The organism is Luteolibacter sp. LG18, assembly GCF_036322585.1.
Lineage (GTDB): Bacteria > Verrucomicrobiota > Verrucomicrobiia > Verrucomicrobiales > Akkermansiaceae > Luteolibacter.
In genome coordinates this window covers 61042-74407 of record NZ_AP024600.1, presented here as the reverse complement: position 1 = coordinate 74407, position 13366 = coordinate 61042, and the positions used below count along the sequence as shown (strand labels likewise).

The 13366-nt window shown below is 64.6% G+C and carries 14 protein-coding genes; 4 read left to right on the top strand and 10 right to left on the bottom strand.

Annotation, left to right across the window (positions count from 1 at the left end):
* Positions 1-68 precede the first annotated feature (68 nt).
* Both llg_RS00265 and llg_RS00260 read right to left on the bottom strand, forming a co-directional pair.
* Positions 69-401: a tetratricopeptide repeat protein gene (locus llg_RS00265; RefSeq protein ID WP_338287485.1), complete on the bottom strand. Its 333-nt coding sequence runs from the start codon at positions 399-401 to the stop codon at positions 69-71.
* Positions 402-409: 8 nt separating this feature from the next.
* Positions 410-2047 carry a SurA N-terminal domain-containing protein gene (locus llg_RS00260; RefSeq protein WP_338287484.1) on the bottom strand — a complete coding sequence of 546 codons (1638 nt, stop codon included), beginning with the start codon at positions 2045-2047 and terminating at the stop codon, positions 410-412.
* 414 nt (positions 2048-2461) lie between these two features.
* On the opposite strand from llg_RS00260, the gene tnpA reads away from it, so the two are divergent.
* Positions 2462-2908, top strand: a complete 447-nt coding sequence (gene tnpA, locus llg_RS00255; RefSeq protein WP_338287483.1) for an IS200/IS605 family transposase — start codon at positions 2462-2464, stop codon at positions 2906-2908.
* 131 nt (positions 2909-3039) lie between these two features.
* Here the strand turns inward: tnpA and nadA are convergent, their stop codons facing one another.
* The 5 genes from nadA to llg_RS00230 all read right to left on the bottom strand — a co-directional run bounded on the left by nadA (position 3040) and on the right by llg_RS00230 (position 7954).
* Positions 3040-3984 (bottom strand): quinolinate synthase NadA, encoded by a 945-nt coding sequence (nadA, locus tag llg_RS00250; RefSeq protein WP_338287482.1) that lies wholly within the window; start codon positions 3982-3984, stop codon positions 3040-3042.
* 107 nt (positions 3985-4091) lie between these two features.
* Entirely contained in the window at positions 4092-5435 is a 1344-nt protein-coding gene (locus llg_RS00245) for a DNRLRE domain-containing protein (RefSeq protein ID WP_338287481.1), read from the bottom strand.
* Positions 5436-5591: 156 nt separating this feature from the next.
* Positions 5592-6461 carry a polymer-forming cytoskeletal protein gene (locus llg_RS00240; RefSeq protein WP_338287479.1) on the bottom strand — a complete coding sequence of 290 codons (870 nt, stop codon included), beginning with the start codon at positions 6459-6461 and terminating at the stop codon, positions 5592-5594.
* Positions 6462-6503: 42 nt separating this feature from the next.
* Entirely contained in the window at positions 6504-6932 is a 429-nt protein-coding gene (locus tag llg_RS00235; protein WP_338287478.1) for a polymer-forming cytoskeletal protein, read from the bottom strand.
* A gap of 191 nt (positions 6933-7123) precedes the next feature.
* Positions 7124-7954 (bottom strand): tetratricopeptide repeat protein, encoded by an 831-nt coding sequence (locus llg_RS00230; protein WP_338287477.1) that lies wholly within the window; start codon positions 7952-7954, stop codon positions 7124-7126.
* Between the two features lie 131 nt (positions 7955-8085).
* On the opposite strand from llg_RS00230, the gene lpxB reads away from it, so the two are divergent.
* Both lpxB and llg_RS00220 read left to right on the top strand, forming a co-directional pair.
* Positions 8086-9219: a lipid-A-disaccharide synthase gene (gene lpxB, locus llg_RS00225; RefSeq protein ID WP_338287476.1), complete on the top strand. Its 1134-nt coding sequence runs from the start codon at positions 8086-8088 to the stop codon at positions 9217-9219.
* A gap of 276 nt (positions 9220-9495) precedes the next feature.
* Entirely contained in the window at positions 9496-9705 is a 210-nt protein-coding gene (locus llg_RS00220) for a hypothetical protein (protein ID WP_338287475.1), read from the top strand.
* Positions 9706-9707: 2 nt separating this feature from the next.
* Here llg_RS00220 and llg_RS00215 read toward each other — a convergent pair whose 3' ends face one another.
* The gene (locus tag llg_RS00215; protein ID WP_338287474.1) at positions 9708-10331 is read right to left on the bottom strand and encodes a RibD family protein; all 624 of its coding nucleotides are present in this window, start codon (positions 10329-10331) and stop codon (positions 9708-9710) included.
* Between the two features lie 144 nt (positions 10332-10475).
* On the opposite strand from llg_RS00215, the gene llg_RS00210 reads away from it, so the two are divergent.
* Positions 10476-10847, top strand: a complete 372-nt coding sequence (locus llg_RS00210) for a glutaredoxin (protein WP_338287473.1) — start codon at positions 10476-10478, stop codon at positions 10845-10847.
* Positions 10848-11420: 573 nt separating this feature from the next.
* Here llg_RS00210 and llg_RS00205 read toward each other — a convergent pair.
* Positions 11421-12077, bottom strand: a complete 657-nt coding sequence (locus tag llg_RS00205; protein WP_338287472.1) for a hypothetical protein — start codon at positions 12075-12077, stop codon at positions 11421-11423.
* 17 nt (positions 12078-12094) lie between these two features.
* A complete protein-coding gene (locus llg_RS00200; protein WP_345789211.1) occupies positions 12095-13153 on the bottom strand; it encodes a 3-deoxy-7-phosphoheptulonate synthase in 1059 nt (352 codons plus the stop codon).
* Between the last annotated feature and the right edge of the window lie 213 nt (positions 13154-13366).

Sequence of the window (13366 nt, the reverse complement as noted above, 5' to 3'; positions counted from 1 at the left end):
GGAAGAAGCGGACCGGTGCGGACGACGCGGACTCTGCGTCTTGCGTCTTACGTCTTCAAGTCTTCCGTCTATTCCCGGACGACCTTGCCGCCCAGCGAGAGGATGCGGGCGTTGCCCTTGGCGGTTTCGGCCTCGGGGATGTTGCCGTCCCGGACATACATCTGGGACAGGCCGGTCCAGGCGAGAAGATCGTTCGGGCGGAGGGTGACGGCCTGGAGGCCACAGCCGATGGCCTCCTTCACCTCTCCGGTTTTCAGCAGCGCCATGCCCAGGGCGTGCCAGCCATCAAAGAACGCCGGGTCGAGGGCGACGCAACGGCGGTAGAGCACGATCGCTTCCTCCATCTCGCCAACGGCGAGATGGCCGTTGGCGTCATCGAAGAGGGTATCGCGCTCGGACATTCCGAAGATCAGCTGTTCTTCTTGTAGAGGTGCTCGACCTTGGCTGCCTCGGTGCGGTCGGCGAGCCAGGCGATGAACGCGCGCATGCGGTTCTGGCCGGCGGCATTGGTGACCTCGGAATCGAGACGGCTGGCGGAGTCCGCGATCTTTTCGACCTCGCGCTTCTCGACGAAGACGATGAAGGCCTGGGTCGGCTCGGCGACCACGTCGGCAACGGTGCCGGGATCGACCGTGCTGACGTCACGGAACAGGGACGCCGGGGCGTCGTCGCCGGTCGGGCGGGTGGACATGGTGACCGGGCCGAAGGGCTTGGTTTCCAGTCCCGCGTCCTTGGCGGCATCGGCGAAGGACTTGCCGCCGGTGATGGCCTCGCGGATCTTCTTGAGCTTCTCGTCGGCATCCTTGCGCATGGCCTCGCGGGCCTTTTCCTCGATGTACTGGGCCTTGGCCTGCTCCTTGGCTTCTTCGAAGGTCTTGGTGCGGGATTCCTCCACGGTGTCGAGGCGGGCGACGATCCACTGGTTGGTGCCGACGGCGATCGGGTCGGAGAACTTCGAGATCGGGTCGCTGGTCTGCTTGATGTTGAACAGGGTGTCCACGGCGCGGCCGCTGCCGCCGCTGGAGCGGAGGGTCACGGAGAGATCGGCCGGGGCCTGGGAGAGCGGGAAGAGCTCGGTGGTCTTGATTTCAAAACCCTGCTCCTTGGCGAGGGCTTCGAAGTCGCCGCCCTTCTTGTTCTGGATGTCGTTGAAGAGGTCGTCGACACGGGCGGTCAGCTCGTTCTCCTTCTTGCGGCGTTCCTCGATGAGCTTCGGATCTTCCTTGGTCGGGTCCGGCTTGGCAGGATTGGCGGCGTCCTCGGGCTTCTTCTCGGCATCCGGCTTTTGTTCCTCCGGCTTGGCTTCCGGGAGCTGCGGGGTGGCGAGAATGTAGGTGAATTTGCGCTTTTCCTCGGTCTTGAAGGAGTCCTGGATGGTGTCCCAGTAGGCCTTCACCTCGTCATCGGTGGGCTTGATGGTGTCCTTGAACGGGGCGAGGGCGATCTTGCCGAGCTGGACGGAGATGAGCTGGCGGTTGAGAGCGGATGAGTCGGCGACGACCTGGCGGTTCACGCCGAGGCCGCTGCCGAGGATTTCGCCGAGCTTGCGGGCGATGACGGCGTCGCTGACCAGTTCGAGGAGGTCGGGCTCGACCATGCCGAGGCGGCCGATGCCCTTCTGGACGATGTTCTTGTAGGTGACGGGGTCGTATTTGCCGTCCTTGCCGGCGAAGGCGGACATCTCCTTTACGTAAGCGGCGAGTTCGTCCTTGGAGGGGTGGATGCCGAACTGCTCACCGGCCTGGCGGACGAGCATGCGGTTGATGAAGAAGGACTCGGAGCTTTCGTCATCGTCGCCACGGCCGCCGAAGCCGTTGAGGTTGCTGACGAATTCATACATCTGGAGGCCCATGGCGAGCTTGCGGCCCTCGATGCCCTGCTTCTGGTAGGCACCGGTGTCATAGGTGGTGCCATCGATCCGGATGTAGGCCTGGCCTCCGCCCATGGCGGCCTTGGAACCGCTGAAACCGGTGAACAGGAAGCTGAGGAAGAGGGCCACCAGGACCACCATCATCAGACCGTAATAATTGCGGATGTTTTCGATCATGCGGAAAGCCGCCCGCCGTTGCCGCGGGCCCGCGTAGTAAAGGGGGGCGGCCGCCGGGCATCAATATCAATTCCAACAAGTGATGCCCCGAAAAAATGAAGCCGCCGGGAGCACCCACTCCCGACGGCCAAGTTCATCAACCTCAACACACCGCAAGCGGTGGCAGGGGCTGACAACTGCTGTTCACCCTTACATGAAAACTGCGACTTGCGTGCGGTTTTCAAGGGATTCGACCCCGGGGTGATGGCAGACGTTCAAAAGAATCGGCCGAAATTGTGTAAAGTTTTCCCAGGCTCGCAACTGCGGGGATTTTCGTCCCGGAGGGACCCCAGAAATTAGCCGGTGGTGAAACCACCGGACCAGAGCGCCATCTCATTCTTGCGCCCCGGTCAGGGGAGCGAGAGGCTCGCCACCATGCCCTCGACCCACCTTTCGCTCCACTACCATGTGGTGTTCTCGACCAAAAACCGGGAGCCGTGGATCAGCCCATCCACCCAACCCCGGCTGCACGAATATATCGGCGGCGTGGTTCGCGGGCTCGGAGGTATTCCCGACGCGGTGGGCGGAATCGCCGATCATGTTCATATCCTCTTGGGACTGAACGCCACCCACCGCCTGGCGGACGTCATGCGCGAAATCAAAAGCGAATCCTCCAAATGGATGCACCAGACGATGCGGCTAGCGGGCTTTGCCTGGCAGGAGGGATATGGGGCGTTCACCGTTGCCGCCCCGGATCGAAGCCGGGTTCGTGATTATGTGAGTAACCAAGGGGAGCATCACAGGCTGAAAGGCTTCCAAGAAGAATACCTAGCGATGCTGGAACGCTCCGAGATTGAATTCGATTCCCGCTACTTGTGGTGACCCTCTCGCGCCCCAACCGGGGCGCATACCCACGATCTGACAGGTCCGGTGGTTTCACCACCGGCTAATTTCTGGGGTCCCTCCGGGACGGGAGAGTGGGCGGGCCTCCAGGGAGAGGCCGATTGGAAACCTCACTTCGACTGCTCGAGCATGCGCAGCAGGGGGGCTTCGGCTCGGGCGCGGATGGATTCCTCCATTTCGACGCGGGGCTCCAGGTTCGCGAGGCAGTCGCGGAGCTTCTGGAGGGTGTTCATCTTCATGTAGCGGCAGTCGGCGCAGGCGCAGCGGTCGGTGGGGCCGGGGATGAGGTTCTTGTCCGGGCACTCCTTGCGCAGGCGGTGGAGCATGCCGCTCTCGGTGACGACGATGATGTCTTTCACCGGGGCGTTTTGGCAGAAGGTGATCATCTTTTCCGTGGAGCACACCTCGTCGGCGAGCAGGCGCACGGCCTGGGTGCATTCCGGGTGGGCGACGACGAGGGCCTCGGGATACTCGGCCTTGATACGGTTGATGGAATCGCGGGTGAACTCGACGTGGACGTAGCAGGAGCCCTGCCACAGGTCCATTTTCCGGCCGGTCTGTTCCATGACCCAGGCACCGAGGTTGGCATCCGGGACGAAGAGGATGGGGCGGTCGGCGGGGGCCTTGTTGACGATCTTCACAGCGTTGCCGGAGGTGCAGATCACGTCGCAGAGGGCCTTTACCCCGGCGGAGCAGTTGATGTAGGCGATGACGTAGTAGTTCTTGTCCGCGTGCTCCTTGAGGTAGGCCTCGAGCTGGGGAGCGGGGCAGGATTGCTCGAGGGAGCAGCCGGCATCGGCATCCGGGAGGACGACGATCTTGGAAGGGTTCACGATCTTGGCCGTTTCCGCCATGAAATGGACGCCGCAGAAGGCGATCACGTCCGCGTCCGTGGATTTCGCGTGGTAGGCGAGGCCGAGGGAGTCGCCGACGTAGTCCCCGAGGTCCTGGATGTCGCCGCTCTGGTAGTTGTGGACCAGGATGACGGCGTTGCGGGCCTTTTTCAGGGCGAGGATCTCTTCCTTCAGGTCGAGCGCGGTGGCGGCGGCGGGCATGCCGGACTTTGGTGCGGGATTTCCGGGAGGTAAACGCCCGAGTGCGAAAAAGGCCGCGCCCTCGGGTGAGGGGGCGGCCTTGGAGATCCGTGGCGGAAAGCCGGGGATCAGGGTTCCAGGCGGAGTTTCGCGCCGGAGACATTGAGGATCCGGAAGGTGACCTCATTCACGACGATGGGGGCCGGGCTGGAGAACGACACGTTGTCGAAAATGCTCACGCCCGGCTGGGAGCCCGGGTTGAAGAAACCGGGGGTGGAGCCGGAGTTGACGGTGCCGAGGTGGAGCTTGTCGCTGGTATCGACGGTGCAGGTGACGGAGTTCGCCGTGGCGAGGTACTGCATGACGCCCTGCTCGGTGGCGATCTGCGAGCCGCCATCGGTGGCGCGGACGGTGTAGAAGATCCGGCCGCCGGCGGTCTCGGTGCCGGTGAGCTTGATGGAGATCAGCGAGCAGAAGCCGGGGGCGTTGGTGGTCAGTTGCCTGCGGATGCTCTTGAGCTGGGAAATGCCGACGCCGGTCCACGAGGCGGGGCTGCTTTCCGGGGTGTTGCCGGTATTGCCGTCCACGAGCGAGTAGAAGTAGGTGTCCGCGGTGGCGGAGATTACCAGGTCGTTCTTGGCGTAGGTGGTGGCGCCATTGAAGCCGCCGAGGAAGTTGACCAGTTCGGGCGCATCGGCTCCGGCGGGGCCTTGGGGACCCTGTGGGCCGGCAGGACCTTGCGGACCCTGGGGGCCGTTCGGGCCGGCCACTCCCTGGGGACCGGTGGCACCCTGGGGACCGGTCTCGCCTTGCGGTCCCTGTGGGCCGACTTGGCCCTGGGGGCCTTGCGGACCGGCAGGACCTTGCGGGCCAGCCGGACCGGCGGGGCCTTGGGGGCCCGCGCTGGTGATGGTGATGTCGAGCGAGGCTCCCTTGCCAGTCAGGGCGTTTTCCTTGCTGTCGACCAGGGTGCGGAGGTTGGCGTCCGAGGTCTTGAGGGCGATGCCGTTGTTGTTGGCGGGATTGGCGACCCAGTCCTTCACGAGGCTGGTGACATCGACGACGAGCGAGGTGTAGTCGCGCATGTCGGTGGCATCGATGGTGGCGAGCGTGGCGCCGGTGCCGGGGACGTTCTTGCCGGTCAGGGTGTCTTCATTCCATTGGCCGGTGACGGGGACCACTGCGATGGTGCCGGTGCCGGTGGTGGTGCGGAAGAACAGTCGGAGATTGGCCTGCTGGATATTGTCGGCGGTGATGCCGGGGGGCAGGCTGGAGAGGTCGAAGTCAAAGAATCCGGTCTCTTTCTTGGAGACGGCGACATTGCCGATCTTGCCGGAGTTCGCACCGGTGCCGGTGGTGGCGTAGGCGTCTTGGCTGACATCGACAAGGGTGGCGCGGGCGGCGGTGGCTGACGCCAGGAATCCGGCGGCCAAGGTGAGGGCGCGGAATTTGGAGAGGGTGGATGAAGGCATGCGGCGTCTCTAGCAGCCCGGTGCGCGGATGGCGAAGCGGATTTGTTAGATATTCCGTCACATGCCGGGGATGCGGCACGTCATATGTCGCCGGGGCGGGAGGAGTGGCGTCTGATTTGAAATTTCAAATTTGAGATTTCAAAGCCGGGGGGCGGCTCACTCGCTGCCGTGTTCGGAGGGGGCTTCTTCTTCCTCCTTCGGCTGGATGATCTCGATGACGCCGCTGTGTTTCGCGCCCTGCTTCACCTGGAGGCGGGCGGCGCGGACGAGGCCGCGGAGCTCGGCGCGCTTTTCGAGGACGACGGCGCCGGTGCAGTGGACCTGGCCGGTGAGCTGGCCATCGACGAAGACTTCGGCGGCCTGGACGGCGTGGAGGAACTCGACGCGGGCGCCGCGCTCCACGCGCAGGGTGTGGCAGCGGACCTTGCCGGGGATCTTGCCGTGACTGAGGATGACGAGGTCGCCGGAGCACTCGACGGCGGCGGCGAGTTCGCCGAGAACGGTGAGATTGTGGCAGGTGATGGGGACGCCGGAGACGGAGCCGCCTTTTTCAATGACCACATCGCCGCGGGTCTGGATGCGGCGGTTCCAGCGCTCATCGATGGTGAAATCGCGGAGGCTGATGTAGAAGCCGCAATACGGGCACTGGCTCGATTGGGCGTTCGGGACGGCGACATGTTCGCGGCCGCAATCGAAGCACACCACGCGGCGGGGCTTCTGGGGGCGGCTGAAGAGGCGCTGGAGCAGGCCGGGCGCGGGCGGGGCGGGGGGCTCCGGGCGCTTGAAAGGAGACGGAGGCTTCTTGGCGGCCTCCTCGTCCGGCTCCTCCGGTTCGGGAGGGCGCACGCGGTGGCCGACGAAGCGGGTGGACGGCCGCTGGCGGGAGACGGCCTTGCCGTCTTTCACCTGGTAGTTTTCGCCACAAGCCCGGCACGTGGTGGAAACCACGAGCGCGGGCTCGGATTGCACATGGCTGCACTCCGGGCAGGTCAGCTCGATGCGATGGCGCGCGGGCTCTGCGGCCATGGCGGGGTCAGGCTGGGACGAATCCGGAGGTGTGGGCGGCCATTACTGGACGACGCCGGCGAGGGTGTCCTGCTTCGGGACGTCCTGCGGCTTGGTCTCGCCCTTGGCGGGAGCGGCGGCGGGCGTGCCACCGGCCGGGGTGCCGACGGTGGATTTGCCGACGAAGATGGCACCGGCCTCGATGGCGAGGGTCTTGGCCTTGATGTCACCGACGACTTCGGCGCTGGCCTTGAGCTCGACGCGGTCGGCGACGGTGATGTTGCCGTGAATCTTGCCGTAAACGACCAGGGTGCCGGTCTTCACTTCGGCCTTGATGCGGGCGTTTTCGCCGACGGTCAGGTTGCCATCGGAGGCGATTTCGCCCTCGATCTTGCCATCGACGACGAGGTCGTTGGTGAACTTGACGGAGCCTTTGATTTCAACGTCCGAGGAGAGGACGTTGCGGGTCGCGGATGCGCCGGGGCGTGACACCGGGGCGGAGGTCGCGGGAGTGGGGGAAAACGATGGAGCCGGGGCCGGGGGCTCGGTGCGGAACGTATCCTGGGCTGGGGGTGCCGGACGGGCAGGTTCCGTCGTATCTTGGCCGATCACTTTCTTGAACACGCTGGAATTGAGAGCTGGAGGTTCAAAAAGTCAAATTGATTCCCTTTTTCGAGATTCCCTTATTTGGAGGGAGTCGCAGGGGTCGGTTCGTCCGTCGGAACGGGGGCTCCGAGGCCGCCGAAGGGGGCTCCGCCGCCAGCGCCGGGCTGGAACAGATTGCCGGGGGCGACTTCGTCACCGCCACCCGGGAAGCCGGGGATGTTCGGGGCACCCGGGGTGGGGGCGGGAGCCGGGCGCGGCTCGATTTCGGCCGGGGCTTTCGCCTTGAGGGTCAAGAGGTGCTGGCTGGCGAGTCCGGCGAAGCTGCTGTCGGCGAATTCGGTTTTGACGCGGTCGTAGTAGCCGCGGGCCTTTTCGACATCGCCGCCGATCTTCGCGAGATCGCCGAGCTGGATCAGGGCGTAGGGGGCGAGGAATTTGCCGGAGGGGTTGGAAATGACGGCTTGGAAGGCGGTTTCCGCTTCGGCGTTCTTGCCCTGGGCCATGAGCTTGGCGGCCAAGGAGGCCTGGGCGCTGGCGCGGGCGGGGTGGTCCTGCTGGGACTGGATGAAGCCCTTGAGTGTCTCGATGGCGGCGTCCTGCTGGCCATCGGTCCACTGCTTTTCGGCGGAGAGGACCACGGCGCTGCCGGCGGCCTGGGTGCCGGGGTATTCCTTGGAGACGGCCTGGAGGGCGGAGAGGTCCTCTGCCTTGATGAGGGCGGCGCCGGCGTCCTTTTCCTCACCGGTCTTCTTGCTCCGGTAGATCACCCAGCCGCAACCGGCGAGGGCGGCGACGATGGCGAAGACGACAATGCCCTTCTGGTTGCGCTCGAGGAACTGCTCGAAGGCGCTGGGGGCTTGCGAGATTTCGCCGAGAAGCTGCGGTGAGTCTTGGATATCTTTGGGCATCGGAATCGTCTGGGCCTGAGCGGCGGGAGGATTAAGGACGGCGGAGCGGTGAAATCAATGAGGAATTGGAACGGGGGCGGCACGGAATTTTCGTGGCCAGCGGCGGCGGTGGTCCGTTAGGGTGGCTGCGTATGGCAGGGCGCGTTTACGTGGTGGCGGGGGAATTGAGCGGGGACGCGCACGGCGCGGGCCTGCTGCGGGCGCTTCATCACCTGCACCCGGCGCTGGAGATCGCGGGGGCCGGGGGGCCGGAAATGGCGGCCATCGGCGGCCCGAAGGTGCGGGATTGGGTGGAGGACGCGGCGGTGGTGGGCGTCTGGGAGGTGCTGAAACACTACGGGTGGTTCAAGGCTCGCTTCGATGAAATGCTGGCCGAGGTTCGGGAGATCCGGCCGGACGTGCTGCTGCTGATCGATTATCCGGGGTTCAACCTGCGGTTTGCGGAGGCGGTGAAGAAGGAGCTGCCGGAGACCCGCGTGGTCTATTACATCAGCCCGCAGGTATGGGCGTGGAACAAGGGCCGGATTCCGAAAATGGTGCGGCTGATCGATGAGATGCTGTGCCTGTTCCCGTTCGAGAAGCCGCTTTTCGAGGAGGCGGGGCTGAAGACGACTTTCGTGGGTCATCCGCTGGTGGATGAGCTGGAGGAGCGGCGGATTTCCGGGGTGACCGTGGACGAGACGCTGGTGGGGCTTTTCCCGGGGAGCCGGAACCGCGAGGTGTCGCGGCTGTTCCCGATGATGCTGGAAACGGCGCGGACGATGCGCCGGGACCGGCCGGGCCTGCGTTTCCAGGCCCCGGCGGCGTCGCCGAAGCTGGCGGCCTGGATGCGGGCGCAGGTGGAAGTCACCGGCTCCGGCGGCTATGTGGAGGTCACGGACGGTGGCAGCCACGAGCTGATGCAGCGGGCGGCCTGCGGCGTGATCGCCAGCGGCACGGCCACGCTGGAGGCGGCGTATTTCGGCCTGCCTTACTGCCTGGTGTACAAGGTGGCGTGGCCGACCTACATCCTCGGCAGCCTGCTGGTGAAGCTGGAGTTCATCGGCCTGGTGAACATCCTGGCGGGCGAGGAAGTGGTGGAGGAACTGATCCAGGCGGACGCGGAGCCGCAGGCAGTGGAGCGGTCGCTGACGCGTTTTCTCGATGATCCGGTCTATCGGAAGCATGTCCAGGGCGGGCTGGCCACCACGGCGGCGAAGCTCGGCGGCCCCGGGGCGCACGAGCGGGCGGCGGAGGCGGTGGAGCGCTGGTTGCGGCACTCGTAGGGCTTGCGGCTAGGCCGAGAATCCAGAGTCCAGAAACCAGAGTCCAGAGGAAGAGATCCTTGTCAGAAACGTCTCCACCAATTGGACCGCGGACTTCAGTCCGCATCTTTGACCGGGAAGAGCGGACTAAAGTCCGCGGTCCAATTGCAGCATCCAACCCTCTTCCTCTCCTCTGGAATCTGGTTTCTGGGATCTGGACTCTCGCCTTCGGCGCTCATTTGAACTTGGCACGACGGCGCAGGCGGCTATTCAGGGCGCGCGATGAAAGTTTTCCAGATGCTTCTTGTTCTTGCGACCGTGGCCTTCGTTTCCTGCGAGCGCCACGATTGGGAGGAAACCAAGAAACTGCATGAGTCCCACGGTGCCCACGGCGCGGCCCACGGTGGTGAGCACGGCGGCCACGAGGAAGCGGCCGGTCATGGCGAGAAGCACGAAGGCGGCGAACACAAGGACGCCGAGCACAAAGAGGCCGAGCACGGCCATTGATTTCAGGCCCGCTTGCGGCGGTAGCTGAGGAAGCACTCGCCCGCCGCAGGTTCGAATCCGGTGAGCTCGAAGGCGAGCGATGCCGGTAAAAACGCGCCCGGAACTCCGGTGGGGGTGGGTGCGGACTTGCCTCCGAACAGGCTGTGGCCTGCCCAGGTGAGGTGGAATTCGTCGATCAGGTCGAGCTCCGCCAGCGCCCGGATCAAGGAGCCGCCGCCCTCGCAATGGAGGCGGCCCACGCCGTGGTGGCGGGCGAGGGTGTCGAGGAAGGTTTCCAGCGAGCCGTGGTGGATCATGGTTCCGACCGGGGCGGTTGCGTCCGCGTTTCCGGTCACCAGCAGGTGGATGTCGCCGCCCGGGGTGGTGAACATGGGGTGGGCGAGGTCGAATTTGCCATCGCGGGAGACCACGCAGCGCCGCGGTTGCCGCTCCTGGCCGCGCACGGTCAGGGTCATCCGGTCGGCGGCCCAGGTGCCGCGCCCCACCAGCAGGGCGTCCACGCCTTTCCGCAGGTGCTGGAGGCGCTCGTGATCGGCGGCGGAGGTCCAGCCGGACGGACGGCGGTCCGCGGCGGAGATCTTTCCATCCGCGGAGATCGCGAGGTTCGTGCTGATGAACGGGCGCATGGGGGAGAGATTCAAGACTCCACGAAGTAAGAAGCAAGACTGGAGGGGGATGCGTGGACGGGGATTCGTTCTTACTTCTTGCGTCTTCGAGTCTTCCGTCTTCTTCGGCTTGTCGCGGGGCGGTTTGGGGGTATGGTGCGGCCCATGAGCAACGCGCAACCGAAGATCACCGCCTACCTCAAGACCTTCTGCGGCTGGAGCGAGGGCGTCCGCGCCATCTTCCGCAAGTACGGCCTGGAGTGGGAGGAGAAGGACATCATCAAGAACCCGGCCTTCCGCTGGGAAATGGAACAGCGCAGCGGCCAGCCGCTCTCCCCGTGCGTGGAGATCGATGGCAAGATGCTCGCCGACATCAGCGGTGACGAGGTGGAAGCCTGGCTGATCGAGAACGGCTACCTCACCAAGAGCGAGGCCGCCGCCGACGCGCCTACGAATTCCTCCTGCACCGACGAGCAGCACGCCGCCATGGCCGCTGGCAAGCTGCCCGCGATCGGCAAGATCAAGTTCCTCGACTGAGCCGCGGGTTCAGATCGTTTTTCGAAAAGCGCTTCCGGTGACGGGAGCGCTTTTTTCGTGAAGGAGTGCCGAGTGATCCGTGAGCAGTGATCAGAGAAGAGGGGGGCGGCGTTCTCTCTTTCTCCCGGCCCTAGGGAATGGGGAGGGAGAGAATAATGGGGGCTGGCGTTTGTCCGTCCGTCCGTTTGCCTAGGTGAGCGGACGGACGGACAAACGGACGAGCTTGGAAGGAGTTGAGCCTTTAGGCGAGGAGGGTCTTCCGGGAGGCGGAGGCCTTTGGGAATCGGTTTCGCGAAGGAGTCGGTTCACTCGTTCGTGATCTCCATTCCTCTTCCTCACGGAATCACTGAAGCCGCTCCTGACCTAAAATCCATCTGTCCGTCCGTCCGATTCACTGCCCGTGAAGCGGACGGACGGACAGATGGATTTTAAGGACCGGTTCCGAACGGGCGGAAGTGAACAGGTGGCCAAAGAGCGGGGCTCATGGGCCAAGGGGATCGTCGCTAGACTCCGCTTCCCGGGAGCCCTCCTTCGCCTGAAGGCTCAACTCCCTTTTCTGATCCGTACGATCTTTCAGTGGAGTCCCGGGCGAACGTGGTCGGTGCCGAAATAGCTCGGCTCCCAGGTGATGCGTCCGGCTTTCAAGAACGCTCCCCAGTAGTAGTGGTGAGGCGGCGTGAAGTAATAACGGCTCCAGTTGACGACGAAGTCATCGAGATCCGTTCCTGCCGGGATGCCGCAGGTGGTGGCGATTTTACCAAAACCATCGTACCAGGCGTGCGGGTAGTACTGGATTTCGCCGGTGGTTGCATCGAGGCAGAAATGGTCGCCGTTTCCCTCGTTCCAGATGGGGATCCAGGAGCGCATGCGGTTCCAGCAGCGGAAGGCTTCCTCGCGATAGGGCGGGGCCACGCACTGGTCCATGCTTGAGGGATCGTCAGTGAAGCTGCGGATGGTGTCTTGCCAGGTCTGGGTGTCTTCCGTGAGTTGGGAGAGGGGAGGCAGGCCGAATAGCCCTGACGTTTCCTGTGAATCTTCCCATTCAAAGATGAACCCGTCCGCGAAGCCGGTGTAGATGTCCGAAATGCGGCGCGGAAGTTGCAGGCTGGAAGCCCGTTCGAACTCGCGGATGGATTCTGTCCCACAGGGTGGGTTGCCGCGGAGCGAGGGCTCGATGCCCCGCTCGATGAGCTCAGCCGACAGGGTTTTAAATAGCGTCCGGAGATCCATCGCGGGAGGATTTTCAATCAATTCGACCGCCGGGCGCGGACGGCTTCGGCGAAGGCGTCGAGGACCTTCACGGTGTCGTCCCAGCCGATGCAGGCGTCGGTGACGGACTTGCCGCGGACGAGCTGGGTGAGGTCCTTGCCGAGCTTCTGGTTTCCTTCGACGAGGTTGGACTCGACCATCACCGAGGTGACGGCTTTCGAGCCTTCGGCGATCTGCTTGCAGAGGGCGTCGGCGACGAGCGGCTGGTTGCGGAAGTCCTTCATCGAGTTGCCGTGCGAGCAATCGACCATCACGTGCGGCGGCAGCTTCTGCTCGGTGAGCATGGTGACGACCTCGGAGACGGCTTCGGCGCTGTAGTTCGGGCCGGTGGAGCCGCCGCGGAGGATGATGTGGCAGTCCTGGTTGCCGGTGGTGGCGACGATGGCGGAGACGCCCTGCTTGGTGACGCCGAGGAAATGGTGTGGGCAGGTGGCGGACTGGATGGCATCGAGCGCGATCTGGATCGCGCCGCCGGTGCCGTTTTTGAAGCCCACGGGCATGGAGAGACCGGAGGCGAGCTCGCGGTGGATCTGGGACTCGGTGGTGCGGGCTCCGATGGCTCCCCACGAGATGAGATCGGCGATGTACTGCGGGGAGATGGTGTCGAGGAACTCGGTGCCGGCGGGCAGGCCGATGTTGGCCACGTCGATGAGCAGGCCGCGGGCGATGCGGAGGCCGTGGTTGATGTCGAAGGAGTCGTCGAGGTGCGGGTCGTTGATGAGGCCCTTCCAGCCGACGGTGGTGCGCGGCTTTTCGAAGTAGACGCGCATGACGATGAAGAGGTCGTCCTTCAGGCGGTCGGCCTCGGCCTTGAGCTTGTGGGCGTATTCGATCGCGGCCTCGGGATCGTGGATGGAACACGGGCCGATCACGACCATCAGGCGGTCATCCTCGCCACGGAGGATGGCGGCGGCCTGTTGGCGGGCGGCGGCGACGAGCTCGGTGGCGGCATCCGGCACCGGCTGGTAATATCCGAGCACGGCCGGTGAAATGAGCGGCTTGGTGGCGGAAATGCGCAGGTCGTCGGTGCGGGTCATGAGGCGGCCACCGTAGAGCGCGCTGCGAGGGGATGGCAAGGGGTTCTGATGTGGAGTGCGGCGAGGCATCGCCGCTTTGGGTGCGGGAGAGAATCGACGGGGATGCTTCCACGCATCGGAAAAAGGTGGGCCCAGAGACGGGGTGGTTCTGGAACGTGGGTGTTGTTTCGCGAGAGCAGGCGTTACCACCGGCGATGGCTCGCCTCCGCTCAA

Coding starts and splice junctions, on each gene's coding strand:
- llg_RS00265 (WP_338287485.1), bottom strand. CDS start 401: ATGTCCGAGCGCGATACCCTCTTCGATGACGCCAACGGCCATCTCGCC.
- llg_RS00260 (WP_338287484.1), bottom strand. CDS start 2,047: ATGATCGAAAACATCCGCAATTATTACGGTCTGATGATGGTGGTCCTG.
- tnpA (WP_338287483.1), top strand. CDS start 2,462: ATGCCCTCGACCCACCTTTCGCTCCACTACCATGTGGTGTTCTCGACC.
- nadA (WP_338287482.1), bottom strand. CDS start 3,984: ATGCCCGCCGCCGCCACCGCGCTCGACCTGAAGGAAGAGATCCTCGCC.
- llg_RS00245 (WP_338287481.1), bottom strand. CDS start 5,435: ATGCCTTCATCCACCCTCTCCAAATTCCGCGCCCTCACCTTGGCCGCC.
- llg_RS00240 (WP_338287479.1), bottom strand. CDS start 6,461: ATGGCCGCAGAGCCCGCGCGCCATCGCATCGAGCTGACCTGCCCGGAG.
- llg_RS00230 (WP_338287477.1), bottom strand. CDS start 7,954: ATGCCCAAAGATATCCAAGACTCACCGCAGCTTCTCGGCGAAATCTCG.
- lpxB (WP_338287476.1), top strand. CDS start 8,086: ATGGCAGGGCGCGTTTACGTGGTGGCGGGGGAATTGAGCGGGGACGCG.
- llg_RS00220 (WP_338287475.1), top strand. CDS start 9,496: ATGCTTCTTGTTCTTGCGACCGTGGCCTTCGTTTCCTGCGAGCGCCAC.
- llg_RS00215 (WP_338287474.1), bottom strand. CDS start 10,331: ATGCGCCCGTTCATCAGCACGAACCTCGCGATCTCCGCGGATGGAAAG.
- llg_RS00210 (WP_338287473.1), top strand. CDS start 10,476: ATGAGCAACGCGCAACCGAAGATCACCGCCTACCTCAAGACCTTCTGC.
- llg_RS00205 (WP_338287472.1), bottom strand. CDS start 12,077: ATGGATCTCCGGACGCTATTTAAAACCCTGTCGGCTGAGCTCATCGAG.
- llg_RS00200 (WP_345789211.1), bottom strand. CDS start 13,153: ATGACCCGCACCGACGACCTGCGCATTTCCGCCACCAAGCCGCTCATT.